Annotated in this window: 24 protein-coding genes and 1 other annotated feature; of the genes, 14 read left to right on the top strand and 10 right to left on the bottom strand. The window is 45.1% G+C overall.

Annotation, left to right across the window (positions count from 1 at the left end; translation table 11 throughout):
* Positions 1-60: 60 nt before the first annotated feature.
* On the bottom strand, positions 61-531 hold the full coding sequence (locus KW93_RS04585) for a DUF4362 domain-containing protein (protein ID WP_033541799.1): 471 nt from the start codon (positions 529-531) through the stop codon (positions 61-63).
* A 132-nt stretch (positions 532-663) separates the two neighbouring features.
* Between KW93_RS04585 and KW93_RS04590 the strand changes: the two genes are divergently transcribed.
* The 3 genes from KW93_RS04590 to KW93_RS04600 all read left to right on the top strand — a co-directional run bounded on the left by KW93_RS04590 (position 664) and on the right by KW93_RS04600 (position 2,468).
* On the top strand, positions 664-1,251 hold the full coding sequence (locus tag KW93_RS04590; RefSeq protein ID WP_033541800.1) for a hypothetical protein: 588 nt from the start codon (positions 664-666) through the stop codon (positions 1,249-1,251).
* Positions 1,252-1,321: 70 nt separating this feature from the next.
* Positions 1,322-1,699, top strand: a complete 378-nt coding sequence (locus KW93_RS04595; RefSeq protein ID WP_033541801.1) for a hypothetical protein — start codon at positions 1,322-1,324, stop codon at positions 1,697-1,699.
* Positions 1,700-1,715: 16 nt separating this feature from the next.
* Positions 1,716-2,468, top strand: coding sequence for a class I SAM-dependent methyltransferase (locus KW93_RS04600; RefSeq protein ID WP_033541802.1), 753 nt, complete (start codon positions 1,716-1,718; stop codon positions 2,466-2,468).
* Between the two features lie 185 nt (positions 2,469-2,653).
* Here KW93_RS04600 and KW93_RS17395 read toward each other — a convergent pair whose 3' ends face one another.
* Positions 2,654-2,806 carry a hypothetical protein gene (locus KW93_RS17395; protein WP_161787025.1) on the bottom strand — a complete coding sequence of 51 codons (153 nt, stop codon included), beginning with the start codon at positions 2,804-2,806 and terminating at the stop codon, positions 2,654-2,656.
* A gap of 372 nt (positions 2,807-3,178) precedes the next feature.
* Here KW93_RS17395 and KW93_RS04605 point away from each other — a divergent pair, with 372 nt between their 5' ends.
* Positions 3,179-4,045 (top strand): helix-turn-helix domain-containing protein, encoded by an 867-nt coding sequence (locus KW93_RS04605; RefSeq protein ID WP_033541803.1) that lies wholly within the window; start codon positions 3,179-3,181, stop codon positions 4,043-4,045.
* 231 nt (positions 4,046-4,276) lie between these two features.
* Here KW93_RS04605 and proS read toward each other — a convergent pair whose 3' ends face one another.
* Together proS and KW93_RS04615 are read right to left on the bottom strand one after the other, a co-directional pair.
* Positions 4,277-5,707, bottom strand: coding sequence for a proline--tRNA ligase (proS, locus tag KW93_RS04610; protein ID WP_033541804.1), 1,431 nt, complete (start codon positions 5,705-5,707; stop codon positions 4,277-4,279).
* Positions 5,708-5,726: 19 nt separating this feature from the next.
* Positions 5,727-6,284 carry a GNAT family N-acetyltransferase gene (locus tag KW93_RS04615; RefSeq protein ID WP_033541805.1) on the bottom strand — a complete coding sequence of 186 codons (558 nt, stop codon included), beginning with the start codon at positions 6,282-6,284 and terminating at the stop codon, positions 5,727-5,729.
* 54 nt (positions 6,285-6,338) lie between these two features.
* Positions 6,339-6,533: a binding site (T-box leader), on the bottom strand.
* A gap of 191 nt (positions 6,534-6,724) precedes the next feature.
* Between KW93_RS04615 and KW93_RS04620 the strand changes: the two genes are divergently transcribed.
* The 3 genes from KW93_RS04620 (at position 6,725) to KW93_RS04630 (ending at position 9,430) form a co-directional block, all read left to right on the top strand.
* Positions 6,725-7,768 carry a LytTR family transcriptional regulator DNA-binding domain-containing protein gene (locus KW93_RS04620; protein ID WP_033541806.1) on the top strand — a complete coding sequence of 348 codons (1,044 nt, stop codon included), beginning with the start codon at positions 6,725-6,727 and terminating at the stop codon, positions 7,766-7,768.
* Between the two features lie 109 nt (positions 7,769-7,877).
* Positions 7,878-8,726, top strand: coding sequence for an ABC transporter ATP-binding protein (locus KW93_RS04625; RefSeq protein ID WP_033541807.1), 849 nt, complete (start codon positions 7,878-7,880; stop codon positions 8,724-8,726).
* Positions 8,723-9,430: an ABC transporter permease gene (locus KW93_RS04630; protein ID WP_033541808.1), complete on the top strand. Its 708-nt coding sequence runs from the start codon at positions 8,723-8,725 to the stop codon at positions 9,428-9,430. The genes KW93_RS04625 and KW93_RS04630 overlap by 4 nt, the downstream gene beginning before the upstream one ends.
* 65 nt (positions 9,431-9,495) lie before the next feature.
* On the opposite strand, the gene KW93_RS04635 is transcribed toward KW93_RS04630, so the two are convergent.
* Both KW93_RS04635 and KW93_RS04640 read right to left on the bottom strand, forming a co-directional pair.
* Positions 9,496-10,344 (bottom strand): MBL fold metallo-hydrolase, encoded by an 849-nt coding sequence (locus tag KW93_RS04635; protein WP_033541809.1) that lies wholly within the window; start codon positions 10,342-10,344, stop codon positions 9,496-9,498.
* A 214-nt stretch (positions 10,345-10,558) separates the two neighbouring features.
* The gene (locus KW93_RS04640) at positions 10,559-11,155 is read right to left on the bottom strand and encodes a class I SAM-dependent methyltransferase (protein WP_033541810.1); all 597 of its coding nucleotides are present in this window, start codon (positions 11,153-11,155) and stop codon (positions 10,559-10,561) included.
* A gap of 255 nt (positions 11,156-11,410) precedes the next feature.
* Between KW93_RS04640 and KW93_RS04650 the strand changes: the two genes are divergently transcribed.
* The 5 genes from KW93_RS04650 (at position 11,411) to KW93_RS04670 (ending at position 15,032) form a co-directional block, all read left to right on the top strand.
* Positions 11,411-12,502 (top strand): NAD(P)-dependent alcohol dehydrogenase, encoded by a 1,092-nt coding sequence (locus KW93_RS04650; RefSeq protein WP_033541812.1) that lies wholly within the window; start codon positions 11,411-11,413, stop codon positions 12,500-12,502.
* A 222-nt stretch (positions 12,503-12,724) separates the two neighbouring features.
* Positions 12,725-13,150 (top strand): DMT family transporter, encoded by a 426-nt coding sequence (locus KW93_RS04655; protein ID WP_033541820.1) that lies wholly within the window; start codon positions 12,725-12,727, stop codon positions 13,148-13,150.
* Between the two features lie 11 nt (positions 13,151-13,161).
* The gene (locus KW93_RS04660) at positions 13,162-13,827 is read left to right on the top strand and encodes a Crp/Fnr family transcriptional regulator (protein WP_033541813.1); all 666 of its coding nucleotides are present in this window, start codon (positions 13,162-13,164) and stop codon (positions 13,825-13,827) included.
* Positions 13,828-13,838: 11 nt separating this feature from the next.
* Complete coding sequence (locus tag KW93_RS04665) at positions 13,839-14,330, top strand: DMT family transporter (protein WP_033541814.1); 492 nt, start codon at positions 13,839-13,841, stop codon at positions 14,328-14,330.
* Between the two features lie 153 nt (positions 14,331-14,483).
* Positions 14,484-15,032 carry a TVP38/TMEM64 family protein gene (locus tag KW93_RS04670; protein ID WP_033541815.1) on the top strand — a complete coding sequence of 183 codons (549 nt, stop codon included), beginning with the start codon at positions 14,484-14,486 and terminating at the stop codon, positions 15,030-15,032.
* A 20-nt stretch (positions 15,033-15,052) separates the two neighbouring features.
* On the opposite strand, the gene KW93_RS04675 is transcribed toward KW93_RS04670, so the two are convergent.
* Entirely contained in the window at positions 15,053-15,511 is a 459-nt protein-coding gene (locus KW93_RS04675; protein ID WP_033541816.1) for a hypothetical protein, read from the bottom strand.
* A gap of 387 nt (positions 15,512-15,898) precedes the next feature.
* Between KW93_RS04675 and KW93_RS04680 the strand changes: the two genes are divergently transcribed.
* Entirely contained in the window at positions 15,899-17,974 is a 2,076-nt protein-coding gene (locus KW93_RS04680) for a sensor domain-containing protein (protein WP_033541817.1), read from the top strand.
* Between the two features lie 105 nt (positions 17,975-18,079).
* On the opposite strand, the gene KW93_RS04685 is transcribed toward KW93_RS04680, so the two are convergent.
* The 3 genes from KW93_RS04685 to KW93_RS04695 all read right to left on the bottom strand — a co-directional run bounded on the left by KW93_RS04685 (position 18,080) and on the right by KW93_RS04695 (position 21,380).
* Positions 18,080-18,613: a hypothetical protein gene (locus KW93_RS04685; RefSeq protein WP_235318359.1), complete on the bottom strand. Its 534-nt coding sequence runs from the start codon at positions 18,611-18,613 to the stop codon at positions 18,080-18,082.
* 370 nt (positions 18,614-18,983) lie between these two features.
* Positions 18,984-20,531, bottom strand: a complete 1,548-nt coding sequence (locus KW93_RS04690) for an AMP-binding protein (RefSeq protein ID WP_033541818.1) — start codon at positions 20,529-20,531, stop codon at positions 18,984-18,986.
* A 6-nt stretch (positions 20,532-20,537) separates the two neighbouring features.
* The gene (locus tag KW93_RS04695) at positions 20,538-21,380 is read right to left on the bottom strand and encodes an SDR family NAD(P)-dependent oxidoreductase (RefSeq protein ID WP_033541819.1); all 843 of its coding nucleotides are present in this window, start codon (positions 21,378-21,380) and stop codon (positions 20,538-20,540) included.
* A 125-nt stretch (positions 21,381-21,505) separates the two neighbouring features.
* Here KW93_RS04695 and KW93_RS17760 point away from each other — a divergent pair.
* Positions 21,506-21,732 (top strand): hypothetical protein (locus tag KW93_RS17760; protein WP_235318360.1); only part of this gene is annotated, 227 nt, incomplete at its 3' end.

The following is a 21,732-nucleotide window of genomic DNA, read 5'->3' on the forward strand; positions in this document are numbered from 1 at the left end:
ATTATTTCTGCGTTCAGAAAATTATATCTGCGTTCAGCGCCAAATATAGGCGCTCACCTGCTAATTCCAGACAGTCAGCAAATGATTCTCCTGGTTATTCTCACAGCCTTCCAACTGATAATCTGTTCTTTCAGCAGTTTCTGTTACAGTCAACTCGTCACAAACCGCTTCGGCTACCCCACGCGGACCGTATTGATCCCTGGACGTGTCCAAGATGGACTTAAACTCTGACCCGTCAAATTTAATATCCTTGGTTACCGGATCTCCTTCGGTCGTAAACTGTCTGATCTGGATATGGTCTGGCTCTTTAGCTTCCGCACTCTCCAAAAATACATAGAAACGGTTCAGGTTTTCTGCTTCACCCGAACTTGTTACTTCGATTACATCAACTGCAGGAAGCGGAGAAAATGCAGATTTCGCCGGCTCCTGCTCAGTAGTTTTCGGAGGAGCCGGACTTGCCTGCTCTTCACCCGCCTGGCATCCTGCCAGAATCAGTCCGCTTACTAACAATAGTACCATCAACTGCTTCATACCTATCCCTCCTTTATTGCCATTAGACCGCATTAAAACAAGTAAGTTACACTAACTGGTAATTTTTCTTGCCCTGGATTTTAAGACAGCTGAACTATTCCTCTTAAATAAACGGCAGAAGGGTGAAAAAATATGAACTATTTTGCAATGGACCCGCCTTTTGAGATTAAGGAATTCAGAGAGATGAGAAAAAGGGAAGCACAGCAATACTTCGACTGGTTCATCAGCCAAATACCCCATCGGCTGAATCAGTTAGAAACACTCTATACCTGGAGCACTGAAAGCGGTGCACACCCTCTTGATTTTTCGCGCGAATCACTGGCTGCTTTATGGGAGTGGTTTATTCCTCTGGTAGAATCTGAATCCAAGTCTCCCGAGCAAATAAAAAAGGAACTGGCTAACCTGCCAGAATGGAGGCACAAGGTTTATTTAGAGCAATCGCCTGAATTCACTTTGGCAACGCACAGTTTCATCACAGATATCTGCATCTATTTTGGAGAAGTTTTTCGAAAAGAATTTCCAGCTCTGCAATGGGGGTTGGTTACAAGGCCCAAATTACTTTATTGCGTTAACCGCCCTGTCATCGTGTCAGGTGGCTCCAATTTTGAATTGGACCCTCGGCATCTGGTATATATCCAAACCCTCAAAGTTCAAAGTAATAAATCAAATAACCAGGCTCTGCTCGAATTATTTGATATTCGAACAAAATCTCTTAAGTGAATAAAAGAACAAATATCATGCCAGAGACAAGTTCAAAGGTATATAGAAAATATTGTGAGGAGGGGTGCATTTGAAAAAAGTTCTGATAACACTTCTATTGATTCTCTTATTATTTTTCGGTTTTATTGCCATCCGGTTCGGAAGTGCTCTCGGGCAGGAAGGCAATCCGGTGCCCTACCTGATGGCAATCGCCAAATACGAGTTCACTGATGCCGGATTTGAAGAAGTGCTCGATTCCGGAAATGAAATCAGATATGTGTCGGCAGCTGGACAAGACGATCGATTTGGCGTCATCTTCGATTTTATGGCGGCTGAAGGCTGGCAATTCACCGAACAGCTGGGGTCCGGGCTTATTTTTAATAAAGGGGAAGAAACGGTCGTGATTGAAACCCGACAGTATTCCAGCCATTATTTTATCTGGGATGTTCCGAAGGATATAACAGAATAGAGATGGAGGCATAATAATGAAGACAGAGATTTTAAAACAGAACCAGCAAAGCTGGAATACAGTGGCCGTGCATTTCAATGGAATCGATGCGTTGCCGAGCTTCGGGCCATTTGCCCAAACCGAAGAAGAACTGCAGCTGTTTGAAACGATCCAGGACAAAAAAGTGCTGGATGTTGGATGCGGCAGCGGCCACTCTTTAGCCTATATGAACGAACAAGGTGCTGCTGAATTATGGGGTGTCGATTTTTCCAAGAAGCAGATTGACGCTGCCGCGGAAACCTTAAAAGGGCTGCAGGCAAATCTGCACTGTGCAGCGATGGAAGAAGATATCTGCATTCCGAAAGACTATTTTGATCTTGTCTACTCCATTTATGCCATTGGCTGGACGACCGATCTGGATACAACGTTCAACTTGATCCATTCCTATCTGAAGCCGGGAGGTTATTTTCTCTTCAGCTGGGATCATCCGCTCTATGCACATCTGCAAAGTGACAACGGCGTTCTCTCTCTCCATAGCTCTTATCAGGAAGAAGATATGATTCGGTACAAAAACTTCAAAGGCGAAGATGCGCCCGTCGCTATTCCGAGGCGGAAATTCAGCACTTATTTGAATTCACTGATCAAAGCCGGTTTTACCATCGAAGAAGTTGTTGAAACAGATGTGCCAAGTGAATTGAAAGACATGGATGCGGAAGTTTCCGACCGTTATTATTCCCTCCATAAAGCGCAGAAGTTCCCTACGACGATGATTATTAAGGCGAGAAAATAAATCCCCCAGCCAACAACTAAACAATAAATTAGAATGCAGACATTTTTTCGCTGAAATAAAAGAAAATATCAGAACTGTTTCCATATCCAGGCTATTTACCAGGAGAGGCATTTCCTCCAAAGCGATTTGAAACACTGGTAAAATAATTGAAGGATGAACAGATTTAAGGATAATGTAAAAATTTATTAATTGCCGCTAATCATACTTAGAACAAAAAGCACAACGGCTGTCAAATAGTATAGTAATAACTTTTCTCGCTGAGCGGCTTTCTTTTCTATAAGTACATATAAGTTGAAGGTCAAAACTATACATAAAAATACAGCCAATAACATATCCATCCTAATCCTGCCTCCTCGTATCTAAGTTAAATAAATATAAAACCCGATTAAAAAGACTAAACATCCACCGAAGAAAAAGAAGACTAGACCTAACAGTCCAGCAGACTTAATATTATTTTTGAACATTATAATTGTGATTAATGCTAAGAATAAGATTATTAGGAACAAAATTTGGAATAGCAAGTATCAGTTCTCCTCTTCATTTATTAATATAGTTTAACTCGGTAAGAATAAAGTCTGGTATTTATAGGACAGGCTCATGCCATCAATGCCCCTACATATATTGTATAGTTACCAATTCAAGTATATCCCCCTAAAATTTAATCATTCATAATAAGCATATAAGCTTATTTATCAAATAGGCGGTGTGAAATGGAGAAGAAATTTGGACAGACTTTTAAAGATATCAGAACTTCTAAAAACTATCGTCAAAGTGACGTAAACGGAGATATGATGCATCAAACTTCTTATTCTAAATTTGAGCTTGGAAAAATGGATGTAACTTTAGAAAAGTTTGAAGTTCTGCTAAATAATCTGGAAATTAGTTATGATGAATTTCAATTTATTCATAATGGATATAATTACTCAGATCGTAATAGAATTATCAGTCGTTTTAATGAGTTAAAGTTTATCGAGGTTAACAAACTTACGGAAATCATTTCTATGTCAGAAAGTTACCTTCATACAGTGGAAGACCGTTATATTCAAGATATTTTGGCTCTATCGAAAGCATTCTTGATACTTAAGGAATCGGAAAACTTTGAAGTTCCCCGCCGCTATGCTGAAGATGTATGGCTCAGATTACAAAACTCAAATATATGGTATCTTTCAGATTTAAAACTGATAAATAGCATTCTTTTTCTATTTCCTATTCCAACAGCTATTTCAATTACGCAATTCGCAATTAAACAGGCTGTTAAATACAAAGATTTCCATGACTATAGAAAAATAATTCTCCCTTTCAAATTTAATCTTGTTCATTTGTTTATTAGGGAAAGAGCATTTGAGGAGGCATTTCTATTAAATGAAGAGGTTATAGAAGAAGCAAAAGAACTGAAATCATATATGCAGATTTCACTGTCGTACTTAAGAAAAGGTTTATTACTTGAACAAAGGTCGAGTCAATCCAACTCATTCATAGAGCAGGCATTTGAAATTGCAAGACTCGTTGATGATCATGCTTTAATTGACCAGCTTAATAAAGAAAAATCTTATTTATCAAGTATTTTAAATCCCTAAGAAAGTTCCTGAAGATATTCATTAAACCACCCATGCTTGTATGGAAACAGTTAAATTTTTCCGTATGTATCATATCTTTTATACTTATAATTTCATTCTTCCATAGTTTAATTTAGGCAGTTAGAATATATCCCATTTTTTATATGATAAAAAGAGCATGGATATACTTGCTATCCATGCTCAAAAATTTCTTTACTATATTAATAGATACATAGGATGAATTTAACAAACTCAATAAGCCTTCGCCCAGTAAACCAATTCCTTCGCTTCTTTCCCGCAATACACACAGCTGTCCGAAAGCGCCTCGTCTTCAAAAGGAATGCAGCGCGATGTCGCCTGCGTCTCTTCTTTTATCGCATCTTCGCAGGCACGCTCTCCGCACCACATCGCTTTGATGAATCCTCCAACTTCCGCAAGCCCCTCTTTGAACTCATCCATATGCAACGCAATGCTTGTTTTATTCATGCGATGTTCCAGTGCTTTGGCGTACAGCGACTTTTGGATATCCTGCAGCAGGCGCGGCAGTTCCGTTTCCAAGTCCGCATTTTTAACGTGAATCTTCTCGCCCGTATCTCTTCTGACCAGCACCACTTTTCCTTCTTCGATATCTTTCGGCCCGATTTCCAGGCGGACCGGGATGCCTTTCATTTCCGATTCATTGAATTTCCAGCCCGGTTTCTTATCGCTCGCATCAATGCTAACCCGCACAGAATTCTTCAATGAACGCTGAAGTTCATACGCTGTATTGAGCACGCCTTCCTTATGCTGGGCAATCGGCACGATCTGGACTTGCACCGGCGCGACTTCCGGCGGCAGCACCAGGCCTTTGTCATCACCGTGCACCATGATCATGGCGCCGATGATTCTGGTGGTGAAACCCCATGAAGTCTGATGGACCGGCTGCAATTTGCCTTCCCGGTTCAGGAATTCGATGCCGAACGATTCCGCAAATCCCGTGCCGAGATTATGTGAAGTTCCGGATTGAAGCGCTTTTCCGTCATGCATCAGACTTTCGATGGTATAGGTATATTTCGCTCCAGCGAACTTTTCTTTTTCCGTCTTCCGTCCTTTCAATACTGGAATCGCCAGGACGCGTTCGCAGATATCGGAGTAGACTTCCAGCATTTTCACCGTTTCTTCGTGTGCGTCTTCTTCCGTTTCATGGCACGTATGCCCTTCCTGCCACAGGAATTCAAGCGTGCGCAAAAACGGCCGCGTCGTTTTCTCCCAGCGGACGACATTCGCCCATTGATTGTAAAGCTTCGGCAGGTCCCGGTACGAGTGGATAATGTTTTTATAGTGTTCAGCGAATAAAACCTCGGAAGTCGGCCGGATGCACAGCCGTTCAGCCAGTTCCTCGTCCCCGCCGTGCGTCACCCATGCCACTTCCGGCGCAAATCCTTCGATATGATCTTTTTCCTTTTGAAGCAGACTTTCCGGAATCAACAGCGGCATATAGACATTTTCGTGCCCCGTCCCTTTGATTTCATGGTCCAGCGCATCTTTGATATTCTCCCAGATGGCATAGCCGTAAGGGCGGATGATCATTGAACCGCGAACGCTCGAGTAATCGATCAGTTCCGCTTTTGTCACGACGTCCGTGTACCACTGCGCAAAATCCTCATCCATATTGGTGATTTTTTCAACCATTTGTTTTGTCATCTTCATTCTCCTCCGCAGCTTATTGGGAAATCATTTTCTCTTCTATATAAGACAAGTAATCCTCTTTGCAAAAAACATTCAAAACACAGGGCTGCTTCTCTTTCTGCTCCAGCGCCTGGTGCTCTTCCCGAAATTCAGCTTCCACACCGAGGCGGATGAACGGCAGTTTTTCCTGAGCTTTCTGCGAACGGATATTCACCGTCCTCGCTCCGGCGAAAACGCAGTCCAGCTCCAGCTCCTCAAATGCAATCTGCAGAATCGCAAGCTTGGAAGCTTCGTTGTACCCTTGCCCCCAGTATTCATGGCCAATCCATGTGCCGATGTGGCAGGACTTTTTCCGGTGATCAATGAACATCAGATCTGTAAGGCCGATCAATTTATCTTTCCCATTCAGAATGACACGGGGGATGGTCGCTCCCGCCTGTTCTTCTGCCAGCACCCGCTGGATAAAACGCCTTGTATCTGCCACTGTCCCGTCAGGCAGACCGAGCGCGTCTTTCACTTGAGGCGCCGACGAAAGCCTGTAGATTTCTTCACAATATTCTTCCTGATGCTGCACCAATTTCACTTTTTTCATGACGCCCCTCCGTTCTGACTGTTTTATTTGAAATAAAAAAAGCCCTGCTTTAAATGAAGGGACCTCTTGAGGCGGTACCACCCTTCTTTTAAAGCAAAGCTTTACTCTCTGAATCGGTAACGGGATCAGCCGCTGTATTTTTCAATACAGGATATGAAAGGCAGGTTCGACAAATGTCCTTTGGATATCTCGCAGCTTTCGATATCTTCTCTGGGAAAGTCCTGTTTGTCTACTGGTCCTTAAACTTGCAAGCCGTATTTTAGATTTTATCCAGATTAATCGAAATGACGGGAGAAGTCAATCCTGTTTTATCAGCACCATATCCTAATTCTCATTCCAATAAATCCCTTATTCAGCTACAATATAGCAGGTGAGACTCTCTTTTAAATGACACTCCTCCAGAATCTCCATTAACCAATCCAGAAAAGGGAGCGAAAACAATGGTCCTGCAATTTAAAGATGCTGAAAAACAATACTCAGATAACGTGATTTTCCCAAGTTTCAACCTGCTTGTTGCAGCAGGGGACATTACTGCTCTCCACACCAACGTCAATATCAGGCAGCAGCTGATGGATCTGCTGCTTGGAACGTCCACTTTATCAAATGGCGAAATCACTTTCGAAGAAAAATCGCTGTCGGCAAAAACCGCCGGCATCGGCTTCTTTTTTCTTGAATCCGGCTATTATGAACGTCTGTCTGTCATAGAAACACTGCGCTTTCACCACAATCTGCACAATTCCTCCCAATCAGTCGATGACGTGCTGCAGTCGGTGCAGCTCCTCAGCAAACGCAGCGTCAAAGCCGGTAAACTGAACCATTCGGAAAGGAAACGGCTTCAGCTTGCCTGCCTGCTGCTTCAAAATCCGGATTTCTATGTACTTGAAGAACCGGATCAGAATCTCGACCATGAGTCCAAACGGATTCTATTCTCGGTTCTCCATGGGCTGCGCGAGCAAAATAAAGGCATCCTGGTGCTGACCGGCAATATGGAGTCTGCCGTAACGTTAGGGACAGATGTTTTCCGGCTGGATGACAAAGGCCTCCATCGCGTGGAGACTGCCGATGAAGAGCCGGAAGCAAGCGAAGAACCGGCTATACATACTGAAGAAGAGGCGCCTCTTCAGCCAGAATCGCTGCAGCCGGTCCGATTCGAAAAAATACCGACCAAAGTGAATGAAAAAATTGTGCTGTTTGACCCGCCGGAAATTGATTACATCGAAAGTTCCGAAGGCCAATCGTTTTTGCACATCAAAGGCGAAGCTTTTCCCAGCTATTTCACATTGACTGAACTGGAAGACCGGTTATTGCCTTTCGGATTTTTCCGCTGCCACCGGTCGTATATCGTCAATCTGCAGAAAGTGCGGGAAGTGATCACCTGGACGAAAAACAGTTACAGTCTCGTCCTCGATGACGCCGCCAAATCGAAAATTCCACTTTCCAAGACGAAAATGGTCAGTTTAAAGGAAATGCTTGGCCTGAAATAGGCTCCATTCACCCCTAAAATAGCTCCTTTTACCGAAAAACAGCTGTTTTTCTGCCGAATCGACTTTATTCTGAAGTCAGTTAAGTAAAACGAACTTCAGGAGGATGAATATGGAAAACATAATCGAAGTGAACAACATTGTGAAAGTGTACGGCAATCAGACTGCTGTAGACGGATTGGATTTCAACGTTATAAAAGGAGAAATTTTCGGCTTTCTTGGACCAAGCGGATCCGGCAAGACGACGATGATTAAAATTCTTACCGGCCAGCTGCTGCCGACGAGTGGAACGGCTACGGTGTTCGGTGAAGCTTTATCTCAATTAAAGAAGCCGGAAGTGAAAAAGCGATTCGGGGTGCTGACAGACAACAGCGGCTTATATGACCGCCTGTCCATCCATGAAAACCTGAAGCTGTATTGCCAGCTTTACGACATCCCGTTTTCCGCAATTGAGGAAGTACTGGATTCCGTCAATTTAAAAGAAGAGAAAGCCAAAAAGATTTCAGCCTTGTCAAAAGGGATGAAACAGCGCGTCGTATTGGCCCGGACGCTGCTCCATGCCCCGGATCTGCTGTTTCTTGATGAACCGACATCTGCGCTCGACCCGGTGAACACCCGCCATATACATAAAGGGCTGCAGGCGCTCAACGCGAAAGGCACCACCATCTTTTTGACCACCCATGATATGGAGGAAGCGGATTCTCTTTGCGACCGCATCGCTTTTCTCGATAAAGGAAAGATCCAATTGCTTGACACTCCGGCGAAATTGAAGAAAAGCCATTCCGACTCTACTGTTACTATAGAGTTGAAAAATGAGGAAATCGTGGTTCTGCCCGCAGGTTCGGAAGGCGCTGAGCGTTTATTCGAATTCATGAAAACAGACCAGGTGGCAACCATCCATACAAACGAACCATCGCTGGGCGATATTTTTGTCCAAATGACAGGGAGGGAATTAGCATGAACGTATCAATCAAACGCATGTCGGCCATTTTCCAGAAAGACCTTAAAGACTTTTCAAGAAATTTAGCGGTGTCAGTGGTTATATTCCTTCCACTTTTCATAGCGGCCATCTACAGCCGAATGGGCGTCGATTCACTCGCTTCCCATTACATGATTTTCAATATGACGTTTGCGCTGACTGCCACTTATGTCCAGTGCTGCCTGATTGCTGAAGAAAAAGAGAAGAATACATTGCGCGGTCTAATGCTGTCTCCTGCCAGTACGGCAGATATCCTTGGCGGCAAAAGTCTTCTGTCTTTTGTTCTTACGATGCTGATTATTTTCTTCAGTGCCGTGTTGGCGGAATACCAGCCGGCGAATATCGCCATTGTGGCTTTGGCACTTGTGCTGTCGTCGTTTTTCTATATTGCTGTCGGCACACTGCTCGGTCTCTGGGCAAAATCTGTAATGGAATCCTCAGTCATTGTGCTGCCGGTGCTTGGTATATTTTCCTTTGGTTCATTCGCGGTGCCATTAGCCGAGCAATATCCGATCTTAAAAGTATTGGTCTATTTCCCGAATCACCAATTGTTTGAAATTGCGACCAAAGTTGAACTTGGCACGGCCATTGGTTCGATGTGGTCCCACTTCGCCATCATTCTTCTGTGGACTCTCGTTGCCGTCGCATTGACAGTAATCGTTTACCGCAAACAGACAAAGGATTAAAAAATCCGCAGCCGGAAAATTCCAGCTGCGGATTTTGCTTTTTACGGAGAACACTTTCTATCGGATTATTGTGATTGAATAATCCGGTCATTCACAAATGCCTGGATGAAGAACAATTCATTTTCATTTGGTCCCCTGTTATTCTTCGCTTTAAAATTCTCCTCTGCTTCTTCCAGAGAAGCAGATTCTACAGCTTGGCTTGCCGCAGTCAGCTCTTTCCAGTATAGATCCATTTCCTCCGAGTCACAGATGGATTCATGGCCAAGCACGAACCATTCCGCATCGTACTTTTGAATATCCTGAACCATTGGCTCCAGCAGAGATTGCTTGATATGGAATAATCCATTTGTCGTTTTGCCGTATGCACAATCCCCCAGGAAAACAACTTTATCATCCGGAATATAGACAATCGTAGAATCATCTGTATGGGTGCTTCTAATCTTTTCGAGCACACATTTTTTATTTCCCAGATCAATGGTGACTGTATTTCCAAAGATTACATCAGGTGAATTTAATTTAAAGCTATCCCGGTTCGGCATCTCTTTTTGCAGAATCTCCATGCACTGGGGACTCATTTCCTTTTTGTCCACGCACTTCTGAAGCGAACTGTCATTATACGAGAGGCTTTGCCATTTCTGCATTAATTCGTCTGTCCGGCTGTTGACAACAGTTGTGGCATCAAACTCATTCATGCCCATGAAATGATCCCAATGCGCATGTGTAATGACGGCATATTTCACCGGCGGCACATCCAGTCTCCCAATCTCAGCCAGAAAGTCTTTGGCATGCTGAGGGGTATTGCCGCAGTCGATAATCAGACTGGCTTCTTCGCCGCTTACCAACCCTAAGGCCGGCCTCTCTTTGTCATCCTGATTGGATAAATAATAAATCGAATCGCTCACTTTATTTAACATGTCATCTCTCCCTTTTGTTTCTATTACTAATTCAACGAAAGAGAAAATCTTCATGTATATTTCATGGATTACTAAAATAGTTTAAGATTTTCCCAGATTATTTTTTCACCACTGGACCGTACCTCCTTCAGTTACATGGAAAAGTATACCATATAAAAATTAGCATCAACACTTTTTCTTGATAATTCTGAATCCTCCGAGTTGGTTGCTCCCGCTACGGCTTCACCCATATCAGATAGACGTTTCCAGCCAGATAGCGCTCTTCCTTAACCAATTGCAGATCTGATTCCCTTACTAGTCCGCTGATATCTCTGTTGGCATGGCATCCGATCAATTTTACAGCCAGCGGATCTGCTGCTCTTTGCAGAATGGCCAATGGCTTATTGGAACTGATGCCATGTTCCAGCAGCAATATCTTTCCTTCCGGACGGCACCATTTTTGAAAATTGTTCAAGACTTTAAGAGGGTCCCGGTAAGCGCATAACGTCCCCGACGAGACGATTGTATCGAATGTATTTTCCGGAAACTGGAGCGCTTCCACATCTTCCCGCATGAGTCTCGTTTCGAATGGATAGTCTTTCGCTGCCTCCTGCGCTTTCTTCAGCATTTCAGGACTGAAATCCACTCCCGTCAATTCGATATCATTTTTGTACAAAGGAAAATTCAGCCCCACCCCAATGCCCACTTCCAGCACCTTGCCTTCTGCCTCCCCGAAAATCTTCGCCCGGTACTTGAACGTTTTGTCGTTCCCTCGGCTTTTGTTGTAGCGACCGGCTTGTTTATCGAATTTCCTGCTCAAGGATTTGTGCATTTTACTCTACTCCTTTTTGGTGGAAAGTCTGTGAAAAACAGTTTTTTACCTGGTCCGAATTTTCTGCAGCGCTCTTTTTTCTTATGTCTATTATACAGAAACCATCCATCTATTCTTGTAATGCCGGCCTGCTTGCCAGCTTCTCCGTTTTTATTCCTTTCTGCCATCCACTGTAATTTATCTCCTCGTTTACGAGTACCACGACGATAATCGGGTAATTGTTTAAGAACATCAAAATTTAAGAGGAGGATCCAAATGAAAATACAGGCAGCCGTTACACACGGATTGGGAGAAGAGTTTAAATTCGAAGAAGTGGAACTTGGCGAACCAAAGGCGAATGAGGTGCTGGTGAAAATTATAGCAACCGGCATCTGCCATACTGATGCAGTGGCAAGAGATTTGGGCCTGTCCCCGTTTCCTGCGGTTCTGGGTCATGAAGGAGCAGGCATCGTTGAAAAAACGGGTTCCGGTGTTACTACGATTCAAGCTGGCGATCATGTGGTGCTGTCATTCGCATATTGCGGCCATTGCGAAAATTGCCTGACCGCTCATCCGACCGTTTGCCTGAATTTTAATGACCTGAATTTCGGCGGCAAAATGCAGGACGGCACAAACAGGATTCATCACGACGGCCAAGACGTCTCAACATTTTTCGGTCAATCATCTTTTGGAACTTTTGCTGTTGCCAATGAACGGAATGTCGTCAAAGTTGATCCGGATGTGGATTTGACATTGCTCGGTCCACTGGGCTGCGGCATCCAGACAGGGGCAGGCACCGTTTTAAACCGTTTCAAACCGGAGTTCGGTTCTTCCATCGCAATCTACGGCAGCGGTGCAGTCGGATTGAGTGCTGTAATGGCAGCAAAAATTGCAGGCTGCCTCAACATTATCGCCGTCGATATCCACGATAACCGCCTCGAACTGGCCAAAGAATTGGGGGCGACGCATACGCTGAACGGCAAAAATGTGGATGTCGTTGATGAAATCAAAAAGATCACCAACGGGGGCACCCATTATGCTGTCGAGACAACGGGCGTGCCGCCTGTCGTCAAACAGGCGATCCATGCGCTCCGTCCACTCGGTTCGTGTGCCATTGTCGGCGTAACTCCGGAAATCACGTTCGATGTCCACAACGACATCATGGCGGAAGGCAAAACGGTAATGGGTGTAATTGAAGGGGATTCAGTTCCCCAGGTGTTCATCCCCCAACTGGTCGATTATTACAAGCGCGGCCTGTTCCCATTCGATAAACTGACGAAAGTATATGAGTTTGATCAAATTAATGAAGCATTCGAAGACTCCAAACAAGGAACGACCATCAAGCCGATTGTAAGAATCGGCCAATGACCCATCGCACTTTGCGCTGACAGGTTCAAGTCCACAGGTAAACTCGGAAGATTTGAGTTTGCCTGTGTTTTTTTTTCTTAAAACCTCTTCTTTCCCCTCTGTTCTCTCTGTTTCTTCCGCTTGCTAATTTCCTTCAATTCCTTCACCTTGAATAGGACATGTGTCCTTTTCATAACTTTTCACGCAATGTAAATTAGGAGTATAGAAAGGTGCGTGATTTTCATGAAAGGAATCCTGTTCGCACTGCTCGGCGGATTTTTTCTCACATTCCAGAGTGTCGCAAATGCTGCAATCAGCAAAGAAATCGGCTCATGGCAGGCCGCCACAATGACCCAGCTGACCGGTTTCGTTTTAGCCATTCTTATCGTACTGATCATCAGAGACCGCTCTTATCGGCAGCTGAATCAGGTGTCGCCTTTGTATGCGTCCGGCGGCATGCTGGCGGCTGTCGTGCTGTTCAGCAATATGACTGCAGTCCATATCATGGGCGTCACCCTGACCATCTCCATCTTTTTGATTGCGCAGCTCGTCCTCGCGATCGTCATCGACAGCAGAGGCTGGTTTGATATGTCCCTGAAGAAAATCGGGAGGACACAGATTCTCGGTGTTCTGATGATGGTTGTTGGAGTCATTATTTTAAAGTGGTGAGGAGGAGTTAAATGGAACGGCAAATAGCGCAATCCCTGGAGCAGTTCGGACTTCTTGAATTGTTCCCGGCACATGTCCAGCAAGAAATGGTTGTCCGGACGTATACAGGCGGTGAACGGCTGTTTTCACAAGGCGACGAAGCAGACACGCTTTATCTGCTGATTAAAGGGAAAGCGAAAATATCCATGCTGTCCCCTGAAGGAAAACGGCTGATCCTGGCATTTAAGACACCTTTTGATATTGTGGGTGATGTTGAATACGTCAGGAATTGTCCTTTCATTAACACAGTGGAAGCGGTAACGGATCTTGTCGTCATCTGCATCTCATATGAAGCCTTGCGCAGAGAAATGGCTGACAATGCCGCATGGCTTCAGTTTCTGCTGCAGACCATCACAACAAAATTTGAAACAAAAACACGGGCGATGAACTTCAACCTGCTTTATACGGTCGACGTCCGCGTGGCGAGCTACCTGTTGTCGATGACTCCTGCCCAACAGATGCTCGAATCCACGTCGCTTGTGGATATGGCGGATTTGATCGGTACCAGTTATCGCCACCTGAACCGGGTCCTGCAGCAATTCGAACAGGCCGGATGGATTGTGAAGAAGCGCGGCAAAATAATCCTGCTGGACCGGGACGCCCTCCTGGAACAGGCAGGACAGAACATCTACGAATAGGAGGAATCCAAATGGCTCTCGGCATCTTTTTGGCAATTATCGGCGGCGCTTTTGTCTGCCTTCAGAACACATTTAATGCAAACGTCAAAAAACAGGTCAGTGTCTGGACCACTACGGCGCTTGTTCTGTTTCTCGGTTTTGCTGCATCATTGGCGGCCGGCCTCATATTTGAAGGAGCCAATTTGTTCAGCTTCCAGGCAGAGCCCTGGTTCTGGTTCAGCGGCATCGTCGGTGTCGGCGTTGTTGCCTGTGTAACACAAGGCGTGCAGCTTCTCGGTCCGAGCCGTGCCATCTCACTCGTCATGGTGTCACAGATTTTCTTCGGATTGATGTGGGATACGCTCGGCTGGTTCGGACTTGAGAAAGTTCCCTTTACATGGCAGTCGCTCTTAGGCATTCTGCTGATCAGTGGAGGTGTGCTGCTCTTTCAACTGGGTCCGATATTGGAACAGAAACGCTTTATGCGCTTACACCCTGATGTGGCCAAAGCGAGTAATGAGTGAAGATACAAAGACCCCGGCAAACCTAATGGTCAAGGTGTCCGGGGTCTTGTTCAACATGCAGATTCATATCGATTTTAAAGCCGTAAAAAAAAAGACGGTGTATAATTAACTCATCCCTCAAATTCTTCATCTGCACAGGAGGCGAATCCTGCCATGCTTACTCAAATCCCTGTCATCGATTTTATATTGCTCCTTTTATTGAATATGGGGCTTGGCGCCTTGGGGATTTTTCCCAGTGTTCTGCTGACGGCCCTCAATATCAATTCGTTCGGCGTCACACTTGGAACGGTTCTTTCCCTGGCCGGAGAAATTTTCGGTGCCATTGCTGGCTTCTATCTCTACCGGTTCGGGTTCTCAAAAATCGATCCTCACTGGCTGAAGAAACCGTTCTGGCAATATCTTCAGCGGTCTTCGGGAAGCCGCGTGTTATGGGCCGTCATTGGGCTGCGCCTGATTCCTTTCGTACCGTCAGGCTTTGTGACAGCAGGTGCTGCCCTGACGTCGATTTCCGCTCCTCTGTTCATGATTGCCAGCACCATCGGCAAAATTCCTGCCGTCATTCTTGAAGTGGCAGTGGTTTATGGCGTCACCCTTACCGTGCCGCCGAGTTATCAGTACGCTATAGCCATAGGGATTCTTATCCTGACTGGGCTGGTTTGGAATAAAAACAGGAGAAGAAATTCTGACGCCACCGAAAAATAATGTCAGATTTATATTGAAGATCAGTTGTTCTGACCAAGCTGCTCAAACTCAATATCTCCCTTCAAAACTTCAACATCCTCTTTCGCTGCAATAAAATCCTTTAGTTCCTCTGCAGAATCCAGATCCATCCTGAGTGTAACGCTCTTATGCGGATGCAGGCTCTGGAGATAGCCTTCCCCTGCCTCTGTTACCCACAGATGGTATTTCCGGTTTTCTTCACTCTTCATCATAAACTCGAGTGTCAGCAATGGTCTCGTGACTATAACCGCCTCCTTTTCCAGTTCTTCTGCCTGATTGACCACATCCCTGAAAACGGCAAGTCCGTTCGTTTCATCAGCGTATTCCTCTACCGGCATCTCTTCGGAGCCTTCTTTTGCCCAATACTCCAAACGGACATTTTCCGCTTCTTCCACATTGTTTGATGAACATGCCGCACAAAATAATAAAACAAGAATCGGTATCCATTTCATCTTCCCCACAGAATCCATCCTTCTCTCTATATTATGTCTCTGTTTTAGTCCTTAACTGAATTTTACAGCAAGATTGCAGAAAAATGTTAAGCAACTGCAAGTTGTCATTTCCTTATAAAAAATAATTTTCTTTACAAGTAAAAACATCCTTTTTCCTCTAAAGAAGTCTATACTGCAGTAGAGGACTAAAGTGATAAACAAGCAAAGGATTCTGATATTTCCCAATCAATATGAGGAAAAATAATGGTTTAAAGTTGCCCGATAGCTTAAACTTTGTTTACATGGAAAATAATAACTAATAATTTTCATTAATTGAAATAAAATAGGATTACTCTCTTTACATAAACCGGATTAAGTCACATTGAATCAATTATTGATCGCTTGGAGGAGAACAGGATGGGGAATCACAACAAAGAAAAATTAATCTACGATATTTCAGCCTATACAGCTCTTTTCGACATCATAAAAGATCCAGTGTTTCTGATGGAGAAAGAGCAGGATTCCTTTCGGTACCGTTATGTGAATCCTGCCGCCCTGGCGATTCTGCCATTCGACGAAGTCCATGGACGGCGCATCGATGAAGTGCTGCCGCCTGAAATAAGCGGGCCCATGATCCAGCTGTACGAGAACGTGCAATCTACTCGAAACTCCCTGGAGTTCACTGAAAAGATGGAAACAAGAAACGGCGAATTTTTCGGCGAAACGATGCTCAATCCGATAACGGATGAAAATGGCGACTGTCAGTATATACTGGCGATTGTAAGGGACGTCACCGAACGTGAACGGAAAAAGCGCTCCGTTCTCAAGACGCAGCAGGAAATGGAAATTGAGCGGAAACGGCTGACTTCCCTCATAGAAAACAACGCCAATGCGGTATTTGAATTTGATCAGCATAAAAACTTCATCCACGTTAACAAGATGGTCACAGAAGCCACCGGTTACAGCGAAGAAGAGCTGCTTGGGAAGTCCATTCTTTCACTGGTGACTGAGGACTGTATTGAAGAAACTGCCTCGAAGTTTGAAAAGGCGCTGGCCGGGAAGTCCATCGATTTTGTAACGACCATCTATACCAAGGCACACAAAGAGGCCACTTTCCAGGTGAACACGGTTCCGATCATTATCGAAGGCGAAGTGATCGGCATCTATGCGATTACCAAAGAAATCACTGAACAGAAAAAAGTCCAAAAGGCATTGACCGAAGCGAAAAAAGAGCTTGAATTGTTCTGGGAGAATTCTACCGATCCAATTTTTTATATTGATACGAACGGCGACATCCTGAAAGTGAACCCCGCGTTTGAAGAGACTTTCGGATTTACGGAAGAAGAAATGATCAACCTTAAAGGCACCATCATTCCCCCGGGCATGAGAGACGATCAAATCCGGATCGTCGAAATGCTGCTACAGGGAGAAACCGTCAATTCACATGAGACCATCCGTATTACAAAATCCGGAAAACTGCTCAATATCATTTCTTCCTATTCACCGGTGCGGAATGACGACAAAGAAATCATCGGGGCCACCATCATTTATAAAGATGTAACAGAATTAAAAAAAGCGGAAAAAGAGCTGCAGAAAAGCCAGGAGAAATACAAAATCATCACAGAAAGCACATTCGACATCATCACGATGATCAATCTGGATGGCGTTGTCGAATACGTGTCCCCAGCCTACGAAACAATTTCAGGCTATTCCGCCGATGCCTGCATCGGCACTTCTATGATGGAAAATGTCCATCCGGAAGATGCGGCAGCCTTAATGGACAATGTAACTTCCCTGATCAACGGCGGAAAACCCTCCACAGTGGAAATCCGCTTCAGGCATCAGCAGGGCCATTACCTCTGGCTGGAAGTTTCGCCCACTCCTGTATTGGAAAACGGCGAAGTAAAACAGCTATTTACGATATCGCGGGATATTACAGAACGGAGAAGACTCCAGGAAAATATTGCCCGTATGGCGTTCTACGACCATTTAACCGGTATTCCAAACCGCCGTACGTTTGACGACGAGCTTGAAAAAGCCGTTCGCAAGACCCAATATTCCGGCAGAAAAGTGGCTGTATTCATGCTCGACGGGCATAAATTCAAGCAGATCAACGACCAATTCGGCCATGACGCGGGTGACGCGGTAATTAAGGAAATGGCAGTCCGACTCCAGAACTGCATGCCTCCAGAAGGAACGGCCGCACGTTTAGGCGGCGATGAGATGGGCGCAGTACTGCCCGGCATCGATTCAGTGGATGCCGCCGAAAATATGGCCAGGCAAATTTTAAAGTCATATGAAACGCCCATTACTTTTAATGGATACGAAATAAAAATAAGCACTGGCATCGGCGTCGCCCTTTATCCCGACCATGCGACGAACGAAAAGCAGCTGGTCAAACTCGCCGACATGGCCTTGTATGAAGCGAAGAAAATGGGACAGGATGCTTACCGTATTTATGATTTTGAAGAAAAGCAGGATTTGAGTAAATAAAACAGAAAAATAGCCTGAGAGAAATCCGTTAGACGGTTTCTCTCAGGCTATTTTTAAGAAAGAATATCACGTTCTTTTTTTATTATATAAAGTTCAGCAGACGCTTCAATACATATACCTTTTCTCCTGATCCGGCTCTTTGGAAAAAATGTCTTCCCCTTCATCAAAGCCTTCAGGCCGCCAATTCCATTCCGGCAGTCCTTCTTTTTCGAAAGATAAGCGCAGGGAATTTATGGCCTTTTGCCATGTATGAAATGCGGTTGAGCGATAAGGCGGTTTTTCATTGCTGCAGTTCCATATCGCCCATTCCTTGTTGGGGAGCAGCGTTACATACCACTGACCTTGTTTTTCACTGTGGTAGATACAATACGTATTGTCCAAAGCACTCTCCCAAGTTAAATAGCCCATGTTCAGGGCGAAATTTTCGTATTTCCCAATCAGCAACCTATGATAGAAGTTTCCCTGCTTCTCCATTTTGAGAGCCCGTTCCACTAAACTCAAACTTCTCCAGTTCTGCTTACGATAATTCAGCACACGAGAATCCGCCAGTCTCTTATTTACCAGTATAGTGCAACTTAACATGATTCTTGACTTGCAATAAGGAATCAGCGCATAGAAAAATCCTTCATCCCAAAACATAGGCGACTAACCGTACTTTATGATCACAGATCAATTTCAAAAATCGTTTTTGAAAAAACTTCTCTAACCTCTTCATTTCTATTCCCCATTTTCCTTATCGTGTACTCTTTATCCTTAATATGCAATAAATTTATTAGCATCTAGAAATTTATACCAAATAAAACCAAACAATACAATAAACAAATTAAAATTTTTTATTTATTTTTATTCCTTAAACTATCTTTCCTAATTACAGGATCGGCTGCTGATTCAATTAACTAAAAAGGTCAAAATAATTGAAAGAGAGAGAAGAGGCTGATTAAAGCCCCTGCTCTCCCTTTGCAAAGATATTCAATATATTGATTCACGCCACGAAGCTTCTTACCTAATGTCAGGCTCCGATGTTCATCCCCGCCTGAACCCGCTTCCGGTCGAGCTTCCCGACCGCTGTATACGGCAATTCCTTGACGAAAACGAAGTCTCGCGGAATCTGAAACCCGGCCAAGCGCGTGCGCAGCCAAGCAGTCAGCGCTTCTGCAGGCAGCTTTTCTCCCGGACGCAGCTGCACATATGCCGTCAGCATCTGACCGCCATAAACATCATCCACTCCAATCACAGCCGCGTCTTCTACAGACGGATGCCGGGTTAACGCTGCTTCGATTTCCAGCGGATAGATATTGTTGCCGGCTGAAATGATCAGATCGTCTGTCCGGCCGCACAGGAAATAATAACCATCCGAATCATAGTAGCCGATATCGCCTGTCTGAATCCAGCGACTCTGGCTGTTCTGCATCGACCATTTGTTTTGAAAACAAAACTCGCCGATACTGCCCGGCTTCATTTCTTTTCCGTCTTTCATAACGCGCAGCTGGCCACCCTCAATCAGCCTGCCAAGTGTACCCGCATGCTGCTTCAAATCTTCAGGATCCGCGATGATGTTCAATCCCGCTTCCGAAGTCCCGTACAGATTGTATAACACTCCCCCAAGGTGATGGTTTACTTCCTCCACCAGAGCCGGATTCAGTTTTGCTCCGCCTGAAGCGATGCAGGAAAGCGAGCGGAGATCTTCTTTATTCGCCTTCAGCATTTTATGCACCATCAGCGGAACGACCGTAACGACTTCAACCTGGTGCTCACGGATGATGGCGCAGGCTCTTTTCGCGTCAAAGCTGTCCTGGATGACGACTTTCTTGCCGAGCGCAAAAAACGACAGCAAAACAGCGATTCCGTAGCCATGATAGATTGGCGTCGCAATGTAGGCCGTTTTGTATTGGGGCAACTGCAGCCGGTTCAGCAATGCAGAAAAAGGCTGCAGGAAATTAAACAGGGACGGCCGGTGAACCACCTGCTTCGGCTTGCCGGTGGTGCCACCTGTCAACAGCACAATTTTGCCGCTGGAAGCCGGAGGGAGTTTGTGTTTTTCGGCGGAAGTTTCAGCAGATAATCTGCTGATCGCCGTTTCCGTTTCATGATAACTGGCGAGTTTCGGATTCCGGTAAGGGGATTTTTCGATTATCCCACTGAATTCATCGTCATAAATCAGGAAGTCGAAATCGTGCTCTTCCATGAGGCGGTCGAACTGTTGCTGACTCATGGAAGAGTTCAGCAGAAAGACATCCGCGCCCAGGCGGGACACGGTAAAAATACCCGACACTAACGAAGCGTGATTCTTACAGAAAAACGCGACTTTCCGGCCGTTTTCCAGACCGTATTGTTCCGCCAGATGACGGGCAAGAGTGTCACACCGTTTCTGCAGCTCCCCGTAACTGACGGTTTCCCTGCTGTCGACCAAAGCGGTTTTATGGCCACCCGTTTTTTCAGTCAACGCGAATAAAAGCATCAGGTTCACTCCATTTTGGCGGAGTGCACGACCAAGACGCCCCAGATTTGAAGGGGAAAGAAAATTGAGCTGATCTAGTATTTTCAGCAGATGGATCATGGCCTTTCACTCCTTCTTCTTTATCAGGCGGGGCATGACGAACGATAAAGGCGCTCTGAAAACGACCGACGCGAGTTGCCCGAAGATCAGCCACCACGGTTTATACACTTTTCGTTTCGAATACATTGCCTCGCCGATAATTTCAGCCACATGGACAGGCGACATCGCCGGCGCTTTCTGGTAAGCGGGTGTCGGTTCAATCATCGGTGTCCTCACCAATGGCAGGTAAATCGAAGTCGTGGAAATATTTCTGTTCTTCAGCTCCGGCTCTGCCGATCGAAGCCACGTATCAAACGCCGTTTTCGATGCCTGATAAGCCGCCCAGTGCGGAACCGGCAACAGCAGCGCATTGATGGTGGAAATATTAAGGATATGGCCGTTCTTTTTCTCGAGCAGCGGGATGAGCGACAGCAATAATTTTACCGGTGCGAAATAATTGAGCGCCATGGTACGCGTGAAATCATGGTAGCGATTGAGTGACCTGGCAATCGGACGGTTGATGGAGATGCCGGCATTGCTGACAATGACATCCAGCCCATCCGGCAATCCATGCAGAAATGCCAGCAAATCATCCACTTCTTCCTCGTTCCGCAGATCTGCCGGGAACACCGTTACGCTTGCCGAACTTTTCTCGATCCGCTCCTTCATGAATTTCATGCTTTCTTCTCTTCTTGCCACCAGAACCAGATGCGCAGCGGTGTCCGCCAGCAGGTAGGCAAACTCCCTGCCGATACCTGAACTCGCACCGGTGATCAAAACGGTCTTCCCACTCAATTCGTCTTTCAGTTTTCGCGGATTGAATGGTGAGGATATGAATAAAATCTTTTCTAGCCGCGTATAATTTCTCATCCGCTCAGCACCTTCTAATTGAATCGAAATGAATCAAGAATTTTCCGACTCCTTTTAATAAATTTTACCATTAAACTGCAGGATTGGGAGAGGTTTTGGGAAATGAGGGGAGAATTATTAGTTGAATGTTGACAGCGAATACATGTCTGAGGGTTTGTGAGGATTTCTGTCGGTTTTTTCGCTTTTCGCTTGCGAAAAGCATCCGTTTTTCTTTTGATCTATGTCTTTTAGCCTTTTTTTCTGAAGAAAGTGAGGCTGTTTGGGCTTTCGCTGGCTTTGGCACTCACTTTTTCTTTGGGAAAAGATTGGTTTATTCGTTTATCTGCGTTCGTGGAGGGGATATCGGCGTTCA

It is taken from the genome of Planococcus sp. CAU13 (genome assembly GCF_000775575.1).
Lineage (GTDB): Bacteria > Bacillota > Bacilli > Bacillales_A > Planococcaceae > Planococcus.